Origin of the sequence: Amycolatopsis sp. w19 (assembly GCF_051373225.1) — a bacterium.
GTDB classification, from domain to species: domain Bacteria; phylum Actinomycetota; class Actinomycetes; order Mycobacteriales; family Pseudonocardiaceae; genus Amycolatopsis; species Amycolatopsis japonica.
The window spans coordinates 287,745-309,498 of sequence record NZ_JBPQFM010000007.1 but is presented as its reverse complement, the minus strand read 5'-3'; the positions used below and the strand labels follow the sequence as shown (position 1 = coordinate 309,498).

The window sequence follows — 21,754 nt, the reverse complement described above, 5'->3', positions numbered from 1 at the left end:
CCACATCATCCGCTGCCTCAAACGCTACATAGCCCGCGAAATCCACCAAGCCCTCATCGCAGACCTCGCCAACCTCACCCACACCCCTTGACATCAATAGGAGCATCTTTCGCAACGTTGAAGGTTGCGAAAGTGGCTTTCGCAACGTCGGCCGTGGCCGGGCCCGGTACCACCCAGGCGACACACCTCCAGCACCTCCACGGACCGTAAGCCGGAAGCCGGTAGGTAGCCAACGTGTCCTTGTGGACCATCGACATCGTGATCGGCTCACGACGACACGTTCGCCTTACCTCTCAATAGGTAAGCTCGATGCCCCACTCGCCACAACAACACCCATCGGCCACGACGCCGCACCGGTTCGAAGTCCCCGTCAGCTCCCGGATACACCGGCCGCCTTCTGCGCCGCACCGGTGATGTTGCGGACCATGCCGCCGAAGACGACACCGTGGAACGGCGCGATCCCCTTCCAGTACGCGTGCCCGGCCAGCCCGTGCGGCTCGAACACCGCACGCTGCCGGTAGATCGTCCGACCGTCCTCATCGGACTCGACGCCGAGTTCGAGCCAGGCGCGGCCCGGTAGTTTCATCTCCGCCCGCAACCGCAGCAACCGCGGCCGGTCCAGGTATTCGACGCGCCACCAGTCCAGCGCCTCGCCGAGATGCAGCCGCCGCGGATCCCGCCTGCCGCGCCGCAACCCGACACCGCCGACGAGCCGATCGGCCCAGCCGCGCACCGACCAGGCCAGCGGGAACGAGTACCACCCGTGTTCCCCGCCGATGGACTCGATGACGTCCCACAGCGCCTCCGGCGAGGCGTCCGTCCGCTGCTCACGCTTGTCCTCGTACACGGTCCCGCCCGCCCAGTCCGGATCGCTCGGCAGCGGATCCGAGGGCGCCGCGTCGCCCGACGCGTCCGACCAGCGGGTCGGCACGTCGGCGTTGCGGATCCGGGACAGCGCCAGTTCGACGGCGCGCTCGTAGTGGGCCAGCCCCGTCTCCGGGTCGGGAATGTGCTCGGCGATCGCGTGGTCGTGACAGACGACCTCGTGCACCAGCGACTCGATCAGCGGCACCGCGATCGCCTTGGGCACGGGCGTGACCAGGTTGACCCATTGCGCGGACAGCCATGGGGTCAGCACCGGCACGGGGACGACGGCACGTCTCGGCAAGCCCGCCACGACGGCGTAGCGGCGCATCATGTCCAAATAGGTCAGCACGTCGGGTCCGCCGATGTCGAAGGCGCCGTTCACCTCGGACGGCAGTTCGGCCGCGTGCACGAGGTAGTGCAGCACGTCCCGGATCGCGATCGGCTGGATGCGGTTGCGCACCCAGCGCGGCGTGACCATCGCCGGAAGCCGCTCCGTCAGGTAGCGCAGCATTTCGAAACTCGCCGAGCCGGAGCCGATGATCACCGCGGCCTGCAGGACGATCGCAGGCACCCCGGAGTCCAGCAGGACCCGGCCGACTTCGGCGCGCGACGCGAGATGCGGCGACAACTCCTCGTCGTCCGGCACGATGCCGCCCAGGTACACCAGGCGCCGCGCGCCCGCCGCCTTGGCCGCCTCGGCGACCGTCTTCGCCCCCTCGCGGTCGACGTCGACGAAGTCCTTGCGTGCCAACGAATGCACGAGGTAGTAGACGACCTCGCAGCCGGTCAGCGCCGTCTCGATCGAGGCCGGATCCGTGACGTCGCCGCGTTCGACCTCGACCCGGTCACGCCACGGTTCCTCGGCGACCTTCTCCGGCGAACGGGCCACCACGCGGACCTCGTGACCCGCTTCGAGCAGTTGCGGCACCAGCCGCCCGCCGACATATCCCGTCGCCCCGAGCACCACACATCGCATGCTCCCGAGTGTTCACGGTGCCAGCCGGCCCCGCACCTCGACGGTCGCGGCGATACTGCTCCGGAGGAAGCGGGCGACCGTCCGCCGCTCGTCCTCCCCCATCTCCCGCCAGGCTTCGGCGTAGCGCCGGCCGAGGGGCAGGAAGAACTCGGCACCGATCTCCCGCGCCTTCTCGTGCATCCGCAACTCGACTTTGCGCCGGTCGGTCGCGCTCCGGTCCCGATGGAGGTGCCCGGCCCGCTCCAGCCGGTCCAGCACCGCCGTCGTCGCCGACGCGCTCAGGTGCAACGCGCTCGCGAGCGTGCTCGGACTCATCGGGGCACCCATCCTGGCGGCGTCCATGATCACCGCGAGCGCGTTGAGGTCGGTCCGGTGCAGGCCGTGCTTCTCTCCGAACAGCTCCGCGAACCGGTCCGACTCGACGGTCAGCTGCCGCAGCAGGAGTACGAGCAGGTCGTCCGTGACCTGTTCGGCGTCCTCAGCCATGTCGGGTTGCTCCCCTCACGTTGCCCCGCCCGGGTGACCACTCTAGTATTTCGATGGTCGAACTATTCACTTGTCGAAGTAGCGCTGGAGCCATCCGTCCATGATCTCGGAAGTCGAACGCCCCGCCCGCACGCGGTCACGTCTGCGGTGGCTGCTCCCGGCCCTGGTGGCGGTCGCCTGGCTGATCTTCGGCGGCTTCAGCGGGCCGTACGCGGGCAAGCTCAGCCAGGTCACGGAGAACGACAGCAGCAGTTTCTTGCCCGCGTCGGCCGAAGCGACCGAAGTGGGCGAACTCCAGAAGCAGTTCTCCAGCGCCGCCGTCATCCCGGCGATCGTCGTCGCCGAGCGGCCGTCGGGCCTCACCGAGGCCGACAAGCGGTTCCTCACCGACCGGACGTCGAACGCCCGGCTCGTCCCGGCCCCGCAGAGCAACGCGGGCGCGCAGGTGGTCGTGCTCCTGGACGCCACGACCGACCCCGGCGACGGCGTCGAGGCGCTGCGGGAATCGCTCGCCCGTGACACCCCGGACGGGTTGAAAGTGCTCGTGACCGGCCCCGCCGCGCAGGTCGCCGACCTCAAGGAGGCGTTCGGCGGGATCGACGGGCTGCTGCTCCTGGTCGCGGGCGCGGTGGTCGCGCTCATCCTGATCATCGTCTACCGGAGCCCGCTCCTCCCCCTGCTCGTGCTGCTGTCGGCGGTGTTCGCGCTGGGCACGGCGAGTCTCGCGGTGTACCTGCTCGCGGATCACGACGTGCTGGCGCTGAACGGGCAGAGCCAAGGGATCCTGTTCATCCTCGTCTTCGGCGCCGCCACCGACTACGCGCTCCTGATGATCTCGCGCTACCGCGAAGAACTCCGGACGACCGACGACGCCCGCACCGCGCTCCGGACGGCTTGGCGCTCGACCATCGAGCCGATCGCGGCCTCCGCCGGGACCGTGATCCTCGGCGTGCTGTGCCTGCTGTTCAGCGATCTGAACTCCAACAAGGGACTCGGCCCGGTCGCCGCCATCGGCATCGGCGCCGCCTTCCTCACCACCATCACCTTCCTGCCCGCCGTCCTGGCCTTGTGCGGGCGCAACGCCTTCTGGCCCTTCCGCCCGGCGGTGGTCCCGCCCCGCGACGAGACCGGCGGGTTTTGGGCGCGCGTCTCCGGCCTGGTTTCCCGCGCACCGCGGACGATCTGGATCGTCACGACCGTCGTCCTGCTCGCGGGCGGCGCGTTCCTCCCCCAGCTCAAGGCTTCCGGCGCCGCGCAGTCCGACGTCTTCCTCACGCCGGTCGATTCCGTCGCGGGGCAGGAAGTCCTCTCGCGCTACTTCCCCGGCGGCTCCGGCTCGCCCACGGTCATCATCACTCCCGCCGGGCAAGCCCAGGCCGTCACCGCGCTGGCGCGTGTCCCCGGCGTCTCGGACGTCCGCCAAAGCACCGAAGCGGGCGGGCTCGCGAAGATCGACGCCGTCCTCGCCGATCCCCCGGACTCCGACGCCGCCGTCGCGACGGTGCAACGGATCCGCGACGCCGTGCACACCGTCGACGGCACCAAGGTCGGCGGGCCCACGGCCACGCTGCTCGACACGCGGGAGACCTCCGAGCACGACCGGATGGTGATCATCCCGATCGTCCTGGTCGTGATCTTCCTCGTGCTCGCGCTGCTGCTGCGGTCACTGCTGGCACCGCTGCTGCTGATCGGCACGGTGGTGCTGTCGTTCGCCGCGACGATGGGAGTCTCGGCGCTGGTGTTCAACCACGTCTTCGACTTCCCCGGAGCGGACCCCGTGGTCCCGCTGTTCGGCTTCGTCTTCCTTGTCGCACTGGGGATCGACTACAACATCTTCCTGATGACCAGGGTCCGCGAAGAGGCGGGCAAGATCGGCACGAGGGAAGGGACGCTGCGCGGTCTGCGCGTCACCGGCGGCGTGATCACGTCCGCGGGTGTCGTACTCGCCGCGACCTTCGCCGCCCTCGCCGTCCTGCCCATCCTCTTCCTGGCACAGCTGGCTTTCATCGTCGCGTTCGGCGTCCTGCTCGATACGCTCCTGGTGCGTTCGCTGCTGGTACCGGCGCTGGCGGTGGACGTCGGACGGAAGATCTGGTGGCCGTCGAAACTGGCGAAGACCGGCCGGGAATGAAGGCGGCGATCGCCGGCGAGGTCATCCGGCCGGGTGAGGGCATCATCCTGGCCAATGACAGCGGCAACCGCGATCCCGGCGTATCCCCACACTGCGGCTCGCGACCGACCTGTCGGAGATCGACTTCAAGCACGACGGTTCCGTCTATGGGGTGTACGCCTTGCCCGTAACCTGGTGACCATGAGCGCTGACCGGGACGCCATCGACGAACGGATCCAGGCCGCCGCCGAAAGCGGCGACCTGGCCGAACTCCGGCGGCTGGCCGACGGCGGCAGCAGCGACGCGGCGGACCAGCTGATCGAAACGGCGACCGAACTGGGCGCCCTGGACGAGCTGCGGCGGCTGGCCGCGGCGGGGAACCAGGACGCCGCGGATCAGCTGGCGGAGCTCACCGAGGAGTAGCGCCCCGCATCGCCGGGATGATCACCGGAAGCGCGGCCAAGAGCGCGAGGCCGCGCACGACGCCCGCGACGGGATAGGGAACGCGAAGCCCGAACCTGTGCGCGAGCAGCCCGCCGGTCAGCGCGCCGAGCGGCATCAGTCCCCAGCCGAGCAGCCGGTACACGCTGTTGACCCGGCCGAGCAGAGCCGACGGCACCTCCTGGTGCCGGACGCCGACGGTGACGACGTTCCAAATGGTCGTCACGAAACTGCTCACCGCCCAGAACCCGCCGAGTACGGCGACGTTCTGGCTGAACCCCATCCCGAGGAAGACGACGGCGTTCACGGCGAGCGAGACGAGCAGCGCGCGGAGGTCGCCGAGCCAGGCGACCAGCCGAGTGATCACCAGCCCACCCACGACACCTCCGATCGCCGCACCGGCGAGCAGGAGACCGAACACCCCCGCGCCGAGATGCAGCACGTCGGTCACGAACAGGACGAGCGTCGCGTTCCCGAGCTGACCGCAGAAGGTGTTGATGCCCAACAGCACCGCAAGAGTGCGAAGCAAGCGGTGCCTCATCAGCCACCGGACGCCATCGAGGACCTTCGCGCTTTCCGCCTGGCCACCTCGTCTGGGCAGCTTCGCCAGCAGTACCGCGGCGAGGACGAACGACGCGGCGTCGACGGCGAACGGCAACGTCCAGGCGAGGGCGAAGAAGAGACTCCCGAGAGGCGGGCCCAGGAACTGCCTGCCCACGATCATCGCCACCTGCTGTCTGCCGTTCGCTTGGTGCAGTAGGCCTTTCGGGACGAGATCCGGAACCGCCGTTTGCGCCGCGTTGTCATAGAAGACATCGCACGCCCCGAGCGCGAACGCGAGCAGGACGAGCACGGGCACGGTGACGGCTCCTGCCGCGACGAGCGCGGTGAGCACACCGACGATCAGGGCTTGGAGCGTCTGCGTTCGCCACATGAGGGTCGTTCGGTCGACTTTGTCGACGACGGAGCCGGCGATGAGCGACAGCAGAAGCCACGGCAGGTACGTCGCGGCGGAGACCAGGGCGACGTCTCTGGCGTCGTGGCTCACCGTCACCGCCAGCAGGGGCAGCGCCGCCGCGAAGACGCCGTTGCCGAGGCTGTCGATCCCGGTGGCCCACCAAAGCCGCCGGTAGGCGCGGGATAGGTCGGGCATGGTCGGATCGTGGCGGCGTCCGGTGTTCCGGAGACACCATTTAGCTCATGCCTACATACTCGGGCGATGCCGATGACCATCGAGCTGGGCATCTCCGAACTGGCCGCGACCCGGTTCGCGATCTCGCCGCTGTCCGAGACCGTGGCCTGTCTGCTGCAGATCGCCGGCCTCGACCGGAATCCGGTCAATCTGCCCTGGCTGCGGTGGGCGCGGGAGGAGCTCGATCGCGCGCCGCTCGATCTTCCCCGGACCTGGCCACTGCTCGTCAACGGCAGGCTCAGCTGGCCGGAATTCCTCGTCCCTGCTCCGCGAAGTTCGGGAGCGTCGCTCGAAAACGACCTGGAGGCAGTGCGGCGAACCCCCGAAGTCCGGGTGAGGGCGAGCCTCGACCGGGTCTTCGGCGCGAAGCTTCCCCGCGCCGCGGCAGCACTGGCCGACAACCCTCGATCCGGCCTCCGAGAAATCGCCGACGAACTGCGCGAAGCCCACGACCGCCTCGTCGCACCGCATTGGCCGCGGATGCGAGCGGTGCTGGACGCCGACGTCGGGTTCCGCGCGCGGCAACTGACCGCGGGCGGTGCCGAGCGCTTGTTCGCGGATCTGCATCCGGATCTCCGCTGGTGCGCCGACCGGGTGACGCTCGCCGGCGAGCGCTGGCGGAATCGGCACGGTGTCGTCACACGAGGCCCCGGCGGTCTCGTGCTGATCCCCGTCGTCCTCGGCTCGCCGTATGTCCTGATCAAGAAGAACACGTCCACCCAGACCACGATCCGCTATCCGGCGCGGGGAACCAGCGCGCTCTGGGCGACCGGGACTCGATCCCCCGGGCCTGGCACGGTGCGGCTCCTTGGCCGGACGCGAGCCACTCTCCTGAACGCGTTGTCCTCCCCCGCGACCACGACCGACTTGGCGCGCGCCTTGGGCGTGACGCCGAGCGCCGTCTCCCAGCACCTCAAGGTCCTGCGCGACAGCGGACTCGTCACGCGTGAACGCTCCGGCCGCGGCGTCCTCTACCTGACGACGCCGCTCGGTGAACGCCTTCTCTGACGGTCAGAGGTCCAGGGTCCCGGCAAAGTCGCCATCCGCTGGTCAAGCGGTGACGGAGGGGCTCGTCCCAGCGGCCTCGCGCCCTCTCGACTGTCCATAGGAGACAATTCCGAGGCGATCGCGCCCGATGTGGGCGTTTTGCGAGTGGGTCGTGAGTGTTTTGTGTCGTTCTAACGACCAAAAACACTCACGACTCCGATCCAAAACCGGGCAGATATACATCAAACGGACATTCACCCGTCGAATAGTGTCCTTTGTGGACAATAGCCGGTCAAGCCTCCCGACATCTGCCCCGTTCGGAGATCCAGTCCGAATCGTCAGGAGTGGCCTTGACCAGCGCTTGTGCGAATTTGCCGGAGCCCTGGTCAGAGATCGATCAGTTCGACGGTCACTTTCGCCCTATCACCTTCCTCGATCCCTTCGGCCTTGCGAACCGCTTTCTTCACCGGCAACACGTAGGCACCCTGTTTGGAGTCCGGGAAGATCGACGTCTTCCATTTGCTGCCGCCGATACCGACCTGGACCCGGACCGCTCCGAACCCGCGGCGCGGCCCGTCGGCGATCTCACGGATCTCCTCGGAGATGTCCTGGGGCAGGCTGACGAAGGTCCAGGTCTCCCCACGGCGGGCGTCCCAGACCCAGAGCTCGGCATCGAACACGACGATCATCGGTGGAGCGTCGCACACGGCACCGACAATTCCGCGAGCCGCAGGTCCGCTACCGCGGCCCTAATTCTCCGAGAGATGCCGCAATGAGCGGGTCGTCGTCGCGCCGAGTACACGCGAAGCCATCCACGCCAGGGCGTCGGCCGTGCGTGCCGGGGTGTCCGACGGCTGCATGATGTGACTCAGCACGGTCCGGACCACGACGTCGATCGCCACGTCCAGCTGCGCGGCGTCCAGCGGCGGCCCGTAGGCGCGGACACGGCCGCGCAGCATGACGGTCGCTTCGCTCAGCAGGCTCCCGGCCCGCACCGTCAGCAACGGCAGCAACTCGGTGTCGGCACCGTGCGTGGCCGAGACGATGGCACGCAGCAGGAGATTGTCGTCGGCGAGTTCGAGGACGCCGCGGACGGCGTCGTGGATCGCCTCGACGAGGTCTTCGGGGTGCCGCTCGAAGGCATCCCGGACCACCGAAAGGAACCGGGCGAGTTCGTGCGAGATCATCGCTTCGGCGAGCTGGGTCTTCGAGCCGAGTTCGTTGTAGACGGTCTGGCGGCTGACGCCGACGATCTCCGCGAGTTTGCTCATCGTCACCGAGGACCAGCCGGAACGCACGGTCAGCTCGATCGCCGACGCGACGATCGGTTGACGGTACGGACCTCCCGTAACCGGTGCCTCACTCATGATCGTCATTCTAGGCCGCCATCTTCGCAGCGAACGCCAGCGCCTCAGGCCACGGCGCCCGCCCCGCGATGTGCCGACGGTACTTCATGATCTCCCGCGGCCGGTCGACGGTCAGCGCCCCCACGATCCGGTCCCCGCGCCGGTACAGCGCGGTGAAACCACCGGACCCCGGGACGGCGGCCACCACCTCGTCCGCACGCGGGGTGCCGACGAACTGGATCCGGTGGTCGTACCAGTCCGACCAGAAGTACGGCACCGGCGACAACGCCTTCGCCGTTTCCGGGGCGAGCGCGTGACGAGCGGCCGCGGCGCCCTGCTCCGCGGCGTTCGTCCAGTGCTCCAGCCGCATCGACTCGCCGTCGAACAACGGATTCGCCGCATGTGCGACATCTCCGGCGGCGTACACACCGGGCACCCCGGTCGCGAGCGTGGCGTCGCACACCACGCCGCCGTCGCGCTCGTGCAGCGGTACCCCGCTTCCGGCCAGCCAGCCGGTGGCCGGGACGACGCCGATGCCGGCGACCACCAGATCGGCGGGCAGCACCTCGCCGGTCGAGAGCCGCACGCCGGTCACCGCGCCGCCGTCGGACTCCAGGCCGGTGACCGTGGTGGACAACCGCAGTTCCGTACCCGCCTCCCGGTGCAGCGAGGCGCACACCGCGCCGGCCTCGGCGCCGACGGACCGGACGAGCGGGACGTCGAGCGTCTCGACGATCGTCGACGGCAGCCCGCGCTTCCGAGCCGCGGCCGCGACCTCCGAGCCGATGAAGCCCGCGCCGATCACGACCGTCCGTGCCCCGGCGTCGAGCGCCGCACGGACCGCCAGCGCGTCCTCCGCGGTCCTCAACGTGTGGACTCTGGCAATCCCCTCGCTCCCGGGCAGCCGCCGCGCGGTGGCGCCGGTCGCGATCACCAGTGCCTCGTAGGGAACCGTCGTCCCCGCCACCGAAACCTCGCGGGCGGCGGTGTCGAGCCCGTCCGCGGGCGCGCCGAGCATCAGTTCGACACCGAACTCGTCGCGCAACGCGTCCTCGCCGTGGAACGGCTCGACCTCGCCGGGTCCTTCCGCGTCGAGGAACGCCTTCGACAGCGGGAGCCGGTCGTACGGCGGGTGCTCTTCCGCGCCGATCAGCACGATCCGCCCTCGGTATCCGTCCCGGCGCGCCGCCTCCACCGCGCGCAACCCCGCCAGCGACGCGCCCACGACGACCAGTGCCATGATCAGTCCCGCAGCTTCAGGGCGAGGACCGGGCAGGCGTCGACGGCGGCCGACAGGTCCTGGCGGTGTTCCTCACCGGGCTGTTCGTCGAGCACCACGACCGTGCCGTCGTCGCCCACTTCGAAGAAGTCGGGCGCCATCGCCTCGCACATGCCCAGCCCGTCGCATTTCGCGCGGTCCGCCTCGATCTTCATCATGCTCCGACCCTTCCCGGTGCCACGAAATCGACCTTCTCCCGCACGCCGCAGTCCGGACAGCACCATGAATCCGGGATCGCCGACCACGGGGTCCCGGCGGGGAAACCCTCCCGCGGGTCGCCGAGTTTCTCGTCGTACACATAGCCGCAGCCGGGGCACATCCCGCCTTCGGTCGCGTCGCCGTGCGTGTCGGCGGCGTGCCGCGACGGCGCGGTGACACGCGTTCCGTACCGCGCCAGCACCTTGGCCCGCTTCGACGGCTGGATGTTGGCGCGGGAGATGTCGCCGTCGAAATGCGCGAGCACCCGCGGGTCCATCACGCGCCGCCAGACCGGCGGGACCAGCGCCAGCACGATCATCCCGGCGTAGCCCGTCGGGAGCACAGGCGATTCCGCGAAATCGCGCAGTGTCTGGTAGCGGCGGGTCGGGTTGGCGTGGTGATCACTGTGCCGCTGCAGGTGGTAGAGCAGCACGTTGGTGGCGATGTTGTTGGAGTTCCAGCTGTGGCTGGGGTCCACGCGTTCGTACCGCCGGCGGTTCGGCGGGCCGACCATCTGCCGACGCATGCCGTAGTGCTCCATGTAGTTCACGACCTCCAGCAGCGAGAACCCGACCACCGCCTGGATCACCAGGTACGGCAGGATCCCCGGCCCCAGCCACACGGCCATCGCCGCCCACAGCACCGCCGACATCAACCAGGCGTTGAGCACGTCGTTGCCGATCCGGAACGGATGCCGGTCGCGCCGGGCGTAGCGCTTGCGCTCCAGCCCCCACGCGGACTTCAGCGAGCCGAACACGGTCCGCGGCCAGAACCGGTAGAAGCTCTCCCCCACCCGGCTGCTGGCCGGGTCCTCGGGAGTGGCCACCCGGACGTGGTGGCCGCGGTTGTGCTCGATGTAGAAGTGGCCGTAGAAGCTCTGCGCCAGCGCGATCTTCGAAAGCCAGCGCTCGTGGCTCTCCTTCTTGTGCCCGAGTTCGTGCGCGGTGTTGATGCCGATCCCGCCGATGCAGCCGATCGAGATCGCCAGGCCGATCTTGTCCGCGACGGACAGGTCACCGCGGGCGATCAGCCAGAACGCGACGATGAAGCCCGCGTACTGGATGGGCAGGAACGCGAAAGTGATCCACCGGTAGTAGCGATCCCGCTCCAGCCGTTCGATCACGTCGTCGGGCGGATTGCTCCGGTCCAGCCCGGCCACCAAGTCGATCAGCGGCACGATCACCAGGATCACGATCGGCCCGATCCAGAACCACACCCCCCAGCCGGTGGCCGCGTGCAGGCCGATGGCCAGGAACGCGAGCGAAGGCACCACCAGGCCGATCAGCCACAGATATCGCTTGCCGTCGGTCCAGCGTTCGGTCGAGCCCGCCGGGATCGTGCCCGTCATCTCGCTCATCGCACCCTCCTCCATTGGCTGGGTTTACAAAACCATAGGTGATGTACAGCCCGTTTGACAAGAGGCCACCTTTTGTAAACCCGGCGTTGCTTCATTTCGTGAGAATCTGGCGATATCTTGTATTCGTAAGGAAACTTACTTAACTTGTGACGACACGCCGCGACCCACTTCGTCCGCCCCGAAGGAGCGCGAATGCCCCGATCATCACGCCGGATCCGACCCGCCGCCGTGGCCACCGTCGCCGCGGCACTGCTGGTCCTGCCCGCCGCCACCGCGACCGCGTCCACGACGGCGAACAGCCCGTGGCCGGGCGGATCGGCCGTCACGAACGCCGACGGGTCGAACGTCCTCGGCGGCAACATGAGCGGCCTGTCGTTCGGCGGCCCGGACGTCCTCTGGGCGGTCAAGAACGGCCCCGGCACGCTGTACCGTCTCGTGCGCAACGGCTCGAAATGGCAGCCGGACACCGCCAACGGCTGGTCGTCGGGCAAGCAGTTGCGCTACCGCGGCGGCAAGGGCGACCCCGACGCCGAAGCCGTCGTGGCCACCCCGGACGGCGTGGTCGCGGCCACCGAACGCGACGGCGACAACAGCAAGACGAGCGCGCTCAAGGTGCTCCGGTACGACGTCTCCGGCACGGCCAAGACCCTCAGCGCCAAGGCCGAATGGGATCTGACGGCGGACCTGCCGAAGGTGTCGGCCAACGACGGTCTCGAAGCCGTCTCGTGGATCCCGGACAGCGCCCTCACCGCCAAGGGCTTCGTCGACCAGCGCACGAAGGCGCCGTACAACCCGGGCGGCTACCCCGGCCACGGGACCGGCCTCTACCTGGTCGGTCTTGAGAGCAACGGCATGATCTACGCCTACGCGCTCGATCAAGCAGGCGGCAAGTACACCCGGGTCGCGAGCTTCGCGAGCGGGCTCGACTCGATCATGGAACTCGAGTACGAGGCTTCCACCGGCAAGCTGTGGGCGGTCTGCGACGACAATTGCGGCGGTGACTCGGCGACACTCGCCGTCGACGCGCAGGGCGCGTTCGCCGTCACGGCCACGTACGACCGTCCGAGCGGAATGCCGGACTACAACAACGAAGGTTTCGCGATTTCGGCCACGTGCACCTCCGGGACCAAGCAGGTGGTCTGGGCCGACGACGGGAACGAAAGCGGCCACGCGCTCCGCGCCGGCACCCTTTCCTGCGGCTGAACGGGGCGCGATATGAAACTCGCCTCCCTCGCGGTTCTGCCGGCCCTGGTTTTCCCCCTGCTCCTGCCGTCCGCCGCGCTCGCCGGCGACGGCTGGGAATCCATCGGCACCGGTATGACCTCCGGCGCCAGCGGGATCGCCGTCCTCGACCGGGACGACGACCGGATCGACGCCCTTGTTCTGCGGGACAACAAGAAACCCGGCCAGAACCGGGCGGTCCGGGTCCGGCTCGATCGCGGCAAAGTGTCCAAGGTGGACTCGATCGACTGGCCGGGCGAGCTCCCGGTCGACCTGGAAGCGGCCGAAGCGGTGCCGGGAAAGACCGGTGAGTTCATCGCTTTGGCCAGCGACGGCAAGGGCTTCCACTTCAAACTGAAGGACCGGAACCTGAAAGTGCTCGGCACTTTCCAGGTACCGAAAGGCGATCCGGAAGACAATTACGAGGGTTTCGCGCTGAAGAAGGTGAACGACCGCTTGTTCGCGGTCTGGGCGGATCGCGGTCAGGACACCCGGCCCGCCACGCTCCACTCCGCGGAGTTCTCGGTCTCGAAGCTGTCCTTCAAGATGCCGAAGTCGATTCCGTTCCGGGTCCCGTACCCGGCCACTGACGTCCGGCACACGTCGGACGTCGAGATCACCGCGGACGACCGCGTCCTGGTCTCGGCCGCCTCCGATCCGGGTGACGAGGGACCGTTCGATTCGGCCGTCTACGCGGCGGGCGTGCTCCGCGCCGACGGTTCGATCGCGCTCTCCCCCGCTCCGGTGCGGATCGGCGACTTCCCCGGCCACAAGATCGAGGCCATGACCTGCCTTTCGCGCTCGTGCGGCAGCCTGCTTTACGGCACCGACGACGAGGCGGCGGGCGGTAGGCTCCGGATCGCGACCAGGAACGACCCGGAGGACCAGTGATCAGCGAAGACCTGCGCGAGCGCCGCCACAAGATCATCGAAGAGCACATGGACACCGAGGTGGCCCACGAGTTCGACCGCACGCTGGGCACCTTCAACGGTCATCCGCACTACGAGATCATGGCGACCGGGCAGATCTTCGACGGCGACGAAGAGGTCATGGCGTATTACCGCATGACGCGGACGGCCTTTCCGGATCAGCGGCATGACAACGTCCGGTACCACTTCGCCGACGAGTCGGTCATCGTCGAGTTCGACCTGCTCGGCACCAACCTCGGCGAGTTCTACGGCCGTCCGCCGACCGGCAAGGCGTTCCGGGTGCCGATCATCGCGGTGTTCTTCTTCGACGAGGACCGGATCACCAACGAGCGCATCTACTTCGACGCCGCCAGCCTGATCACCCAGGCCGGGCACGCCGAACTGCTGACCCTGCTGGCGTCCGGCGACGTGTAGGAAAAGTCCGGGCCCGCCGCGGAAGCGACGGGCCCGGACTCTTTCAGACCTTGATCACGCCACGTCGTAGCGGTCGAGGTTCATGACCTTGTCCCACGCCGCCACGAAGTCGCGGACGAACTTCTCCCTGGCGTCGTCGCTGGCGTAGACCTCAGCCACCGCGCGAAGCTCGGAGTTCGACCCGAACACGAGGTCCGCCCGGGTACCGGTCCACTTGACCTCGCCGGTCGCCGGGTCGCGGCCTTCGAAGACCTCCGCGTCGGCGGACGTGGCCGTCCACTGCACGCCCATGTCGAGCAGGTTCGCGAAGAAGTCGTTGGTCAGCGCCCCCGGCTTCTCGGTGAACACGCCGTGCTGGGACTGCTGGGCGTTGGCGCCGAGGACACGCAGACCGCCGACGAGGACGGTCATCTCGGGCGCACTCAGGTTCAGCAGGTTCGCGCGGTCGATGAGCAGGTACTCCGTCGGGAGACGGTGGCCCTTGCCCCGGTAGTTGCGGAACCCGTCCACGGTCGGCTCCAGCGGCGCGAACGACTCGACGTCGGTCTGCTCCGCCGTCGCGTCGGTGCGGCCCGGCGTGAACGGCACGGTGACCTCGTGCCCGGCGTCCTTGGCGGCCTGCTCGACGGCGGCGACGCCACCCAGCACGATCAGGTCGGCGAGCGAGACCTTCTTGCCGCCGGTCTGGGCGCCGTTGAACGCCTCCTGGACCCCTTCGAGGGTCCGCAGCACCTGCGACAGCGTCTGCGGGTCGTTGACCTCCCAGTCACGCTGCGGCTCAAGGCGGATGCGGGCACCGTTCGCGCCACCACGCTTGTCGCTGCCGCGGAAGGTCGAGGCCGACGCCCACGCGGTGGACACCAGCTGCGAGACCGACAGGCCCGAAGCGAGCAGCTTCTCCTTGAGGGAGGCGATGTCCGCGTCGTCGATCAGCTCGTGGTCGACGGCGGGCACCGGGTCCTGCCAGATCAGCGTCTCCTGCGGCACCAGCGGGCCGAGGTAGCGCTGGATCGGGCCCATGTCGCGGTGGGTCAGCTTGAACCAGGCGCGGGCGAAGGCGTCCGCGAACTGGTCCGGGTTCTCGTAGAACCGGCGCGAGATCTGCTCGTAGACCGGGTCGAAACGCAGCGCCAGGTCGGTGGTGAGCATGCCGGGCGCGCGGTTGAGCTTGCCGTCCTCGGGGTCCGGCACGGTGTTCTTCGCCTTGCCGTCCTTCGGCGTCCACTGGTGGGCGCCCGCCGGGCTCTTGGTCAGCTCCCACTCGTACTCGAAGAGGTTGTGGAAGAACCAGTTGCTCCACTGGGTCGGGGTCGGCGTCCAGGTGACCTCCAGGCCACTGGTGATCGCGTCGCGTCCCTTGCCGCTGCCGAAGCTGTTCTTCCAGCCGAGGCCCTGCTCCTCGATCGAAGCGCCCTCGGGCTCGGCCCCGACGTACTTGTCCGGGTCGGCCGCGCCGTGGGTCTTGCCGAAGCTGTGGCCGCCGGCGATCAGCGCGACGGTCTCCTCGTCGTTCATCGCCATCCGGCCGAAGGTCTCGCGGATGTCGCGGGCCGCGGCCAGCGGGTCCGGGTTGCCGTTCGGGCCTTCCGGGTTCACGTAGATGAGACCCATCTGCACGGCGGCCAGCGGACCCTCGAGCTGGCGGTCACCGCTATAGCGCTCGTCGCCGAGCCAGGTGCGCTCGGGACCCCAGTACACGTCCTCGTCCGGCTCCCAGACGTCGGCGCGGCCACCGGCGAAACCGAAGGTCTTGAAGCCCATGGTCTCCAGCGCGCGGTTGCCGGTGAAGATCATCAGGTCGGCCCACGAGATCTTGCGGCCGTACTTCTTCTTGACCGGCCAGAGCAGGCGGCGGGCCTTGTCGAGGTTGCCGTTGTCCGGCCAGCTGTTGAGCGGGGCGAAGCGCTGCATGCCCGCGCCCGCGCCACCGCGGCCGTCCTCGATCCGGTAGGTGCCGGCGCTGTGCCACGCCATGCGGATCATGAAGCCGCCGTAGTGGCCGAAGTCCGCGGGCCACCAGTCCTGCGAAGTCGTGAGGACGGCGTCGACGTCCTTGGCGAGTTCACCGAGGTCGAGGGTCTTGAACTCGGCGGCATAGTCGAACCCGGCGTCCATGGGGTCCGAAGCGGCGGAGTGCTTCCGGAGGATCTTCAGGTTGAGCTGGTTCGGCCACCAGTCACGGTTGCCCGCGCCTTCGGTGGGGTGGTTGCGGCGGCCCGACGAGACGGGGCAGCCGCCCGCGCTCTCTTCGTTCATTTCGCCGATGACGGCGTCCGGGCTGTCAGACACGGGAATCCTTCCGGGAATCAGAACTGCAGGGCTCAGGAACGGGGTTCGATCGCACAGTCGGGACACAGGCCCCAGTAGATGACCTCGGCCTCTTCGATCAGGAAGCCTTGGTCGTTCGACGCGGTCAAACAGGGTGCGGGGCCGACGGCGCAGTCGACGTCGGCGATGGCGCCGCAGGATCGGCACACGACGTGATGGTGGTTGTCCCCGACCCGGGACTCGTAGCGTGCCACGGACCCCGACGGCTGGATCCGCCGTACGAGACCCGCGGCGGTCAGTGCCCGCAACACGTCGTAAATGGCCTGGTGAGAGACCTCGCCGAGCTCCGTACGCACGGCACCGATGATCGAGTCGGTGTCGGCATGAGGATGGTCGCGTACCGCTGTCAGCACGGCCACCCTCGGACGCGTCACGCGCAGGGAGGCCCCGCGCAGCATCCGCTCGAACTCCGGGGTCGTGGGCACGGCCGCAGTCTGGCCCATTTTCTGGAATGAATCAAGTTCGCAGGATCCCGGGCGTGTCACCCCCTCGCGTGCCCGCGCACCGCACACGCGTGGCTGGGGCCGGGACTCGCGTGCTTGGAGCCGGACCTCGCGTGATCCGGGACGGATCTCACTCCGACGCGAGCCCGGGAAGGGCGGTCACCGTTGACGACGTCGGCTCCGTGGCTTTCGTTACGGATTCTCGTCAAGAATTTCGCCCTTCGTCAACAATCGGATGAAAACGCGCTGTGAAGTGCCGCGCGATAACCACCTGCCCACCCGAAGGTGCGAAATTCGGATGAAACTTGCACACACGAAAGGGAATCTCCACCGTCACAGCAGGTTTTCCGCGTACTCCAAACACAAACCGGTGCCCCAGCGATACCCTGGACGAGTGAGAGGCCGCGCCGGAGCGTTGCCGAAGCGGCCGCGCTCACGTCCCTCCGAGTGACGCAATCCCTTGCCAGCGCATGATTCTCGAAGTCTTCGCAGCTACAGGGCCACTCGCACGGCCGTCCACGGCACGCTTCCCCCGTGGTAGCGTCTGCGCCCTGTTCCCCACAGTCCGGCTTCACTCATCGTTCACCAGCAAGGGAAAACCATGCCCGAACAAGGTCTCGGCACCGTCGTGGCGGTGGACGGCCCGGCGGCGGCGGGCAAGACCACCACCTGTCTGGCACTGTCGAAATCGTTCGATCTACGCTACCTCGAAAGCGGCAGGACTTATCGCATTATCGCTTTCGAGGCCCTGCAACGTGATATTCCCGTCGAAAACGCCACGAAAGTCACCGGACTCTGCGACGAATTGATCACGGCGAGCCGCTCCGTGAGCCTGCTGACTTCCGACCGCTACGCCCAGGACAAACTGCGCGCGGCCCGGGTCAACGTCGCCGTTTCGGCCGTCGCCAAGATCGCCGAGGTCCGCCAGCGGGTGACCAGCCTCATCAGGCTTTGGGCCGGCGCACAGCCACGATGCGTCATCGAAGGCCGGGACATCGGCACCACCATCTTTCCCGCCGCGACCGTGAAGTTCTACTTGACCGCCAAGCCCGAAGTGCGGGCGATGCGGCGAGTACGGCAAGAGCGGGCGGCGTCCTACGAACACGTTCTCGACGACGTGATCCGCCGCGACGAGGCCGATATGTCCCGGACGACGTCGCCGTTGGTCCCCGCCGAGGACGCCATCAGAATCGACACCACCGAGCTCACCGTCGAGCAGGTACTACGGCTGATGACCTCGGCGTGTCGCGACAGAGGCTTAGAGATCAACCGTTAGTGCGAGTACGCTTCTGCTTTGTCTGCGACGAAGCTAAGTTGACCATGGGTATGACTTCAAGTGATCGATCAATGACGAGGAGTATCGGTTATGAGACCGGCGATGGCGAAGGAAAACGAAGCCGAACCGGTGAACGCCGATTGCCTCTTTTGTCATTTCGATGACACCTCGGTGAATGACGTACTGTTCAAAGGAAACGAGATCTATGTGCGGTGGGACAACTTCCCGGCCGCCAAGGGGCATGTCGAGGTCGTCCCGAAAAGACACGTGGAGTCCTACTTCTCGCTGACGGCGAGCGAGCACGCCGAAGTCTATGCGCTGATCAAGCGGGCATGGCGCCGGATACAGGACCAGTTCCAGCCGGACGGCTACACCATCGGTGTGAACGAAGGGCAAGCGGCGGGCCGGACGATCGACCACCTGCACATCCACCTGATCCCACGGTACGAGGGCGATGTGGCGGATCCGCGGGGCGGTATCCGTCACGTACTACCGGGGACCAACCCCGACGAATGGCTCGGCCGATAGCCTTTTCCTCGCCTCGACCACGAACCAGCTGCCGCGTCCGCTCGGCCACACCTGGGCCGAGACGAACCCGACGGCGGCCAATTCCTCCATCACGGCTTCGGGGCTGCGCAACGAAAACCACCTCGGGGACGGCATTCGGACGCTTCGCGCCCATCCTTCGCCGTTCCCTTCCTTGAGGCTGATCGCCGTGACACCGCCGGGCGCGAGCACTCGATGGATTTCGGAGAAGACGTGCGGATGCGTCTCACTCGGCAAGTGCACGACGCTGGCACAGGCCCAGACGCCGTCGAACACTCCAGCGGCCAGCGGTAAGGCCATGAGATCGCAGAGCACCGCGCCGGCCACCGCACAACGACATCGGGTGTACCGGAGCAACTCCTCGCTGAGGTCGGCCGCCACCACGGTCGCGCCGCGCCCGATCAGGTATTCGGCGTCGCGGCCCCCACCACAGCCGAGGTCCAGCACCGAGCTTCCGGGCAGGGTGTCGAAGAATCGGTCCAGTTCGTGGTCGAGGCCGGGAAACAGGTCGAGCGTGCGGGTGGACCGGATGTACACCTCGGCACACTCGTCGTAGGCTCGTCGAGTATTCGACACCAAGCCGCGCAGGTTCGTGTCGTTCAGGTGCATTCGAAGTCCTCGCGACCGATGGCCATCCCCAGATTGGTCATCTCCTCCAGCAGTTCCCGCCGGACGAGCACCTCGTAGCCGCGGCCGGCGTCGACGCTCACACAGCCGACGAACTTGTTGCGCCCGCTTCTGATCGGCGTGACGAAGAGCGCGGTGCGATGTTTGAGGGCCTGGAATTCCTCCCATTTCAGGTTCATCACCGATTCCTTACCGAAGTGCGCCACGTGATCGTCGAACTTCGCCTCGTCGGTGAGGCAGGCCGCCAACGGTGCGACGTCGAATGTCACTTCACGATCGTGCTGCCAGCAGAGTCCCACCGCGCCGATGCCCCGCACCGGGGCGAAACTCCGCGTCGCCGGAAAGGATGACATCCGATAGGAGGAAAGTCGTTTCAGCACACCGCGGATCGGATGCCTCAGCGTGCGCGTCTTCCGCCACACGTGGAGTGCCAGGTCGCCGGTGTCGAGTGGAGGGTCGATCTTCGCGCTGATCTCGAGCAATCTGCCGAACGTGGACAGCACACGTCGGCGCATCATGACGTTCCGGTCCACGAAGGCCCGTCGTTGCCAGCTTTCGAACGGTGCGAAGGCGCCGAACACCCCGGCCGTCACGAGTGCGCCCAGCAGCAGGTACGAGCGGTCGTTCAGGAGGTCGTCCCAGAAGGCCTTCGCCGGTACGTTGTACGCCTTACCCGCCAGGAAGAGCGTCGCCGACAGCAGAATCGCCTTGTCCGCGAACTTGGCCGCCTTCCGGCTCATGCCTTTCCGTCACGCTGGTGCCGCCAAGCCTCGCCCGGCAGGTCCGCCCTTTCACCGTCGTATCCGGTCATGACCACCTCGGTCCGTTCGGTGACCACGCCGATCCGGTGGAAACTCACCGCTTCGGCGAGGTCGTCCACCCGGGCGGATGGCACGGTGAAGACGAGTTCGAAGTCGACCGAGTCGCCCATGACCAGGCTCAACGGCTCCACGCCCACGTGAGCGGCCACCGCGGCCACCGCCTTGGGAACGGGGATGGACCGCTCGTCGACGTCGATCCCGACCCCGCTCGACTCGGCGATACTCAGCAAAGCGGCCTTCAGCCCGTCCGAGGTGTCCAGACAGCTCGTGACCATCCCGCTGGCGCCGAGCGCGAGTCCCTCGTCCACTCTGGCCACCGGTCGCTTCCAAGCGGAAAGAAGCGACGGCACCAGGCTGTCGATGACCAGGTCCGGGACACCGGAACGCAGGTACGCCATCGCCGCTCCCGCGGGCCCGGTCGGCGCCGTGAGGCAGACGACGTCGCCGGGTTTCGCGCCGGACCGCAGCAGCGCCCGGCCCGCCGGACACACCCCGAGCGCCGACGCCGAGAGGATCAGGCGTTCCGCGCCGCCGATGTCGCCACCCACATTGAGGCAGCCGAACGCGGCGCACGCGTCCCGGATGCCGCGCATGACGAGACCGAACAGCGCGTCGTCCATTTCGGCCGGATACCGCACGACGGAAAGCAGCCCGATCGGCTTCGCGCCCATCGCCGCGATGTCACTCAGATTCGCGGCGACCAGGTAGTACCCCAGGTCGTATTCGTCCAGATGTCCCATCTCGTAGAGCCTGAACTTGGGGCCGCGCACGTAATCGGTCCCCACCACGAGGTCGTGCTCCCCGGCCAGCCGGAAGACCGCGCAGTCGTCTTGGGCGTCGGCACCCGCGGTCAGTTCCACCCGGCCGCCGTCCGGGGACGAAACCGGGACGAACTCGCGCGCCTGCCCGGCGAACAACGGCGCGATCGTCGTGGCCAGTCTCGTCGGTTCGTCCGAGAATTTCTCACTCACCACAGGACAGCTCCACCTCGTCGCCACTGAGTTTCCCGGGCCAGTAATCCACCATTCGCACGGTCTCGCGAAGATCCCTTTTCCGCATCACCACCGCGTAGTCCCATTCCGGATCCTCGATCGCCAGCACCGCGCCGACGATCGAGCGGAGATACTGCCTTTTCTGCGCGCCGGTCGGCAGGTATACCCGCACTTTCTCCCGGTACACGCGAAGAAAATAGGCGGAAGACGGCCACGGTGCGAGCGCGAGCTCCCCGAGTGAATCCAGATCCCGGTAGAACAGGCCGTCTCCGATCAGGAGATCGTCCACGGCGTCACCGTCGACGGGGAGAAAGTGCAGATGCGCGTGCGTGATGCACGCGTGGCTCTCCTGTCCGGCGCTCGAACCGTGTTCGAGGATCAGCGGCTCGCCGAAGGTCTCGCGGTACAGCGGCATGAAGTCGTCGACGAGGCCGCACACCTCGTCCTGGTGACGGGAAAGCACCTGCGCGAACGACAAGTGATGGTTCGACGGCAGGAGCAGGAGATGTCCGAGCACGAGCGGCGACATGTCGGCCAGCAGCGTCAGGTTTTCTGTTGAATGTATTAGCCGGGACGGTGGGTCGCCCTCGTAGAAACGGGCGAAGGAAGTGTCGTCCGAACCCGAAAGCTCTTCGCAGAAGTCCGCGCCCGCGCACTGCATGGTTTCGATCATGTCTCCCCCGCCGCCTCGCTTCGTCCTGGCCTTCGCCGAGCAGAGCACCTGGATTTTTGCGCACGGTCATGGCGGACTTGAACGGCCAATGCGGAGATTAACTCGAACGTCGTAACCGGCTCACGGATTCGTGATGACGGGAATTTGGACAAAAGCAGGACACATCATGGTCGATACATACTCGTCTGCCGCACGACGTGAAAAAGCGTCCGTCACCCGATGGATGACGGACGCTTTCCGACTGT

The 21,754-nt window shown here is 67.6% G+C and carries 22 protein-coding genes; 8 read left to right on the top strand and 14 right to left on the bottom strand.

What is annotated here, in order from left to right; all coding sequences use genetic code 11:
• Positions 1–370: 370 nt before the first annotated feature.
• Positions 371–1,843: an SDR family oxidoreductase gene (locus tag ACSMFO_RS17610; protein ID WP_436459595.1), complete on the bottom strand. Its 1,473-nt coding sequence runs from the start codon at positions 1,841–1,843 to the stop codon at positions 371–373.
• A 12-nt stretch (positions 1,844–1,855) separates the two neighbouring features.
• On the bottom strand, positions 1,856–2,329 hold the full coding sequence (locus ACSMFO_RS17605) for a MarR family winged helix-turn-helix transcriptional regulator (protein WP_038512902.1): 474 nt from the start codon (positions 2,327–2,329) through the stop codon (positions 1,856–1,858).
• A 100-nt stretch (positions 2,330–2,429) separates the two neighbouring features.
• On the opposite strand from ACSMFO_RS17605, the gene ACSMFO_RS17600 reads away from it, so the two are divergent.
• Together ACSMFO_RS17600 and ACSMFO_RS17595 are read left to right on the top strand one after the other, a co-directional pair.
• Positions 2,430–4,460 (top strand): MMPL family transporter, encoded by a 2,031-nt coding sequence (locus ACSMFO_RS17600; RefSeq protein ID WP_436459594.1) that lies wholly within the window; start codon positions 2,430–2,432, stop codon positions 4,458–4,460.
• 180 nt (positions 4,461–4,640) lie between these two features.
• Positions 4,641–4,862, top strand: a complete 222-nt coding sequence (locus tag ACSMFO_RS17595) for a hypothetical protein (RefSeq protein ID WP_038512890.1) — start codon at positions 4,641–4,643, stop codon at positions 4,860–4,862.
• Here the strand turns inward: ACSMFO_RS17595 and ACSMFO_RS17590 are convergent.
• A complete protein-coding gene (locus ACSMFO_RS17590) occupies positions 4,849–6,033 on the bottom strand; it encodes an MFS transporter (protein ID WP_436459593.1) in 1,185 nt (394 codons plus the stop codon). The genes ACSMFO_RS17595 and ACSMFO_RS17590 overlap by 14 nt on opposite strands.
• Positions 6,034–6,099: 66 nt before the next feature.
• Between ACSMFO_RS17590 and ACSMFO_RS17585 the strand changes: the two genes are divergently transcribed.
• A complete protein-coding gene (locus tag ACSMFO_RS17585; RefSeq protein ID WP_436459591.1) occupies positions 6,100–7,080 on the top strand; it encodes a DUF5937 family protein in 981 nt (326 codons plus the stop codon).
• 365 nt (positions 7,081–7,445) lie between these two features.
• Here the strand turns inward: ACSMFO_RS17585 and ACSMFO_RS17580 are convergent, their stop codons facing one another.
• From ACSMFO_RS17580 to ACSMFO_RS17560, 5 genes are read right to left on the bottom strand one after another with little or no spacing between them, the layout of a single operon-like run.
• Positions 7,446–7,748, bottom strand: a complete 303-nt coding sequence (locus tag ACSMFO_RS17580) for a DUF1905 domain-containing protein (protein WP_038512886.1) — start codon at positions 7,746–7,748, stop codon at positions 7,446–7,448.
• A 60-nt stretch (positions 7,749–7,808) separates the two neighbouring features.
• On the bottom strand, positions 7,809–8,435 hold the full coding sequence (locus ACSMFO_RS17575) for a TetR family transcriptional regulator (RefSeq protein WP_037338600.1): 627 nt from the start codon (positions 8,433–8,435) through the stop codon (positions 7,809–7,811).
• 1 nt (position 8,436) lies between these two features.
• The gene (locus tag ACSMFO_RS17570; RefSeq protein ID WP_436459588.1) at positions 8,437–9,645 is read right to left on the bottom strand and encodes an NAD(P)/FAD-dependent oxidoreductase; all 1,209 of its coding nucleotides are present in this window, start codon (positions 9,643–9,645) and stop codon (positions 8,437–8,439) included.
• Between the two features lie 2 nt (positions 9,646–9,647).
• Entirely contained in the window at positions 9,648–9,842 is a 195-nt protein-coding gene (locus ACSMFO_RS17565) for a ferredoxin (protein ID WP_037338602.1), read from the bottom strand.
• A complete protein-coding gene (locus ACSMFO_RS17560; protein ID WP_038512877.1) occupies positions 9,839–11,239 on the bottom strand; it encodes a fatty acid desaturase in 1,401 nt (466 codons plus the stop codon). The genes ACSMFO_RS17565 and ACSMFO_RS17560 overlap by 4 nt, the downstream gene beginning before the upstream one ends.
• Before the next feature lie 192 nt (positions 11,240–11,431).
• On the opposite strand from ACSMFO_RS17560, the gene ACSMFO_RS17555 reads away from it, so the two are divergent.
• Genes ACSMFO_RS17555 through ACSMFO_RS17545 form a run of 3 tightly spaced genes read left to right on the top strand, consistent with a single transcriptional unit; the run spans position 11,432 to position 13,803 of the window.
• The gene (locus ACSMFO_RS17555) at positions 11,432–12,442 is read left to right on the top strand and encodes a hypothetical protein (RefSeq protein ID WP_436459587.1); all 1,011 of its coding nucleotides are present in this window, start codon (positions 11,432–11,434) and stop codon (positions 12,440–12,442) included.
• A gap of 12 nt (positions 12,443–12,454) precedes the next feature.
• Positions 12,455–13,351 carry a hypothetical protein gene (locus tag ACSMFO_RS17550; protein ID WP_436459586.1) on the top strand — a complete coding sequence of 299 codons (897 nt, stop codon included), beginning with the start codon at positions 12,455–12,457 and terminating at the stop codon, positions 13,349–13,351.
• A complete protein-coding gene (locus ACSMFO_RS17545) occupies positions 13,348–13,803 on the top strand; it encodes an ester cyclase (RefSeq protein WP_073843530.1) in 456 nt (151 codons plus the stop codon). Before ACSMFO_RS17550 ends, ACSMFO_RS17545 begins: the two co-directional genes overlap by 4 nt.
• Before the next feature lie 54 nt (positions 13,804–13,857).
• Here ACSMFO_RS17545 and katG read toward each other — a convergent pair whose 3' ends face one another.
• Both katG and ACSMFO_RS17535 read right to left on the bottom strand, forming a co-directional pair.
• The gene (gene katG, locus ACSMFO_RS17540) at positions 13,858–16,092 is read right to left on the bottom strand and encodes a catalase/peroxidase HPI (protein ID WP_436459585.1); all 2,235 of its coding nucleotides are present in this window, start codon (positions 16,090–16,092) and stop codon (positions 13,858–13,860) included.
• Between the two features lie 32 nt (positions 16,093–16,124).
• Positions 16,125–16,556, bottom strand: coding sequence for a Fur family transcriptional regulator (locus tag ACSMFO_RS17535; RefSeq protein WP_038523273.1), 432 nt, complete (start codon positions 16,554–16,556; stop codon positions 16,125–16,127).
• A 619-nt stretch (positions 16,557–17,175) separates the two neighbouring features.
• On the opposite strand from ACSMFO_RS17535, the gene cmk reads away from it, so the two are divergent.
• Positions 17,176–17,850 carry a (d)CMP kinase gene (gene cmk / locus ACSMFO_RS17530; RefSeq protein WP_360124982.1) on the top strand — a complete coding sequence of 225 codons (675 nt, stop codon included), beginning with the start codon at positions 17,176–17,178 and terminating at the stop codon, positions 17,848–17,850.
• Between the two features lie 102 nt (positions 17,851–17,952).
• Entirely contained in the window at positions 17,953–18,378 is a 426-nt protein-coding gene (locus ACSMFO_RS17525; protein ID WP_241832695.1) for an HIT family protein, read from the top strand.
• Here the strand turns inward: ACSMFO_RS17525 and ACSMFO_RS17520 are convergent.
• From ACSMFO_RS17520 to ACSMFO_RS17505, 4 genes are read right to left on the bottom strand one after another with little or no spacing between them, the layout of a single operon-like run.
• Positions 18,340–19,005 (bottom strand): class I SAM-dependent methyltransferase, encoded by a 666-nt coding sequence (locus ACSMFO_RS17520; RefSeq protein WP_436459582.1) that lies wholly within the window; start codon positions 19,003–19,005, stop codon positions 18,340–18,342. The two genes, ACSMFO_RS17525 and ACSMFO_RS17520, sit on opposite strands and share 39 nt — an antisense overlap.
• Complete coding sequence (locus tag ACSMFO_RS17515; RefSeq protein ID WP_436459581.1) at positions 18,996–19,763, bottom strand: hypothetical protein; 768 nt, start codon at positions 19,761–19,763, stop codon at positions 18,996–18,998. The genes ACSMFO_RS17520 and ACSMFO_RS17515 overlap by 10 nt, the downstream gene beginning before the upstream one ends.
• Positions 19,760–20,815: a thiamine-phosphate kinase gene (gene thiL / locus ACSMFO_RS17510; protein ID WP_436459580.1), complete on the bottom strand. Its 1,056-nt coding sequence runs from the start codon at positions 20,813–20,815 to the stop codon at positions 19,760–19,762. The genes ACSMFO_RS17515 and thiL overlap by 4 nt, the downstream gene beginning before the upstream one ends.
• A complete protein-coding gene (locus ACSMFO_RS17505) occupies positions 20,808–21,509 on the bottom strand; it encodes a hypothetical protein (protein ID WP_148311523.1) in 702 nt (233 codons plus the stop codon). The genes thiL and ACSMFO_RS17505 overlap by 8 nt, the downstream gene beginning before the upstream one ends.
• Positions 21,510–21,754: the final 245 nt, after the last annotated feature.

Excerpts from the sequence above, each read along its gene's own strand:
- ACSMFO_RS17610 (WP_436459595.1), bottom strand. The coding sequence starts at position 1,843 with ATGCGATGTGTGGTGCTCGGGGCGACGGGATATGTCGGCGGGCGGCTG.
- ACSMFO_RS17580 (WP_038512886.1), bottom strand. The coding sequence starts at position 7,748 with ATGATCGTCGTGTTCGATGCCGAGCTCTGGGTCTGGGACGCCCGCCGT.
- ACSMFO_RS17525 (WP_241832695.1), top strand. The coding sequence starts at position 17,953 with ATGGCGAAGGAAAACGAAGCCGAACCGGTGAACGCCGATTGCCTCTTT.
- ACSMFO_RS17520 (WP_436459582.1), bottom strand. The coding sequence starts at position 19,005 with ATGCACCTGAACGACACGAACCTGCGCGGCTTGGTGTCGAATACTCGA.
- ACSMFO_RS17600 (WP_436459594.1), top strand. The coding sequence starts at position 2,430 with ATGATCTCGGAAGTCGAACGCCCCGCCCGCACGCGGTCACGTCTGCGG.
- ACSMFO_RS17560 (WP_038512877.1), bottom strand. The coding sequence starts at position 11,239 with ATGAGCGAGATGACGGGCACGATCCCGGCGGGCTCGACCGAACGCTGG.
- ACSMFO_RS17595 (WP_038512890.1), top strand. The coding sequence starts at position 4,641 with ATGAGCGCTGACCGGGACGCCATCGACGAACGGATCCAGGCCGCCGCC.
- ACSMFO_RS17515 (WP_436459581.1), bottom strand. The coding sequence starts at position 19,763 with ATGAGCCGGAAGGCGGCCAAGTTCGCGGACAAGGCGATTCTGCTGTCG.
- ACSMFO_RS17585 (WP_436459591.1), top strand. The coding sequence starts at position 6,100 with ATGCCGATGACCATCGAGCTGGGCATCTCCGAACTGGCCGCGACCCGG.
- cmk (WP_360124982.1), top strand. The coding sequence starts at position 17,176 with ATGCCCGAACAAGGTCTCGGCACCGTCGTGGCGGTGGACGGCCCGGCG.
- ACSMFO_RS17505 (WP_148311523.1), bottom strand. The coding sequence starts at position 21,509 with ATGATCGAAACCATGCAGTGCGCGGGCGCGGACTTCTGCGAAGAGCTT.
- ACSMFO_RS17555 (WP_436459587.1), top strand. The coding sequence starts at position 11,432 with ATGCCCCGATCATCACGCCGGATCCGACCCGCCGCCGTGGCCACCGTC.
- ACSMFO_RS17575 (WP_037338600.1), bottom strand. The coding sequence starts at position 8,435 with ATGACGATCATGAGTGAGGCACCGGTTACGGGAGGTCCGTACCGTCAA.
- ACSMFO_RS17550 (WP_436459586.1), top strand. The coding sequence starts at position 12,455 with ATGAAACTCGCCTCCCTCGCGGTTCTGCCGGCCCTGGTTTTCCCCCTG.
- ACSMFO_RS17570 (WP_436459588.1), bottom strand. The coding sequence starts at position 9,645 with ATGGCACTGGTCGTCGTGGGCGCGTCGCTGGCGGGGTTGCGCGCGGTG.
- ACSMFO_RS17590 (WP_436459593.1), bottom strand. The coding sequence starts at position 6,033 with ATGCCCGACCTATCCCGCGCCTACCGGCGGCTTTGGTGGGCCACCGGG.
- ACSMFO_RS17605 (WP_038512902.1), bottom strand. The coding sequence starts at position 2,329 with ATGGCTGAGGACGCCGAACAGGTCACGGACGACCTGCTCGTACTCCTG.
- ACSMFO_RS17565 (WP_037338602.1), bottom strand. The coding sequence starts at position 9,842 with ATGATGAAGATCGAGGCGGACCGCGCGAAATGCGACGGGCTGGGCATG.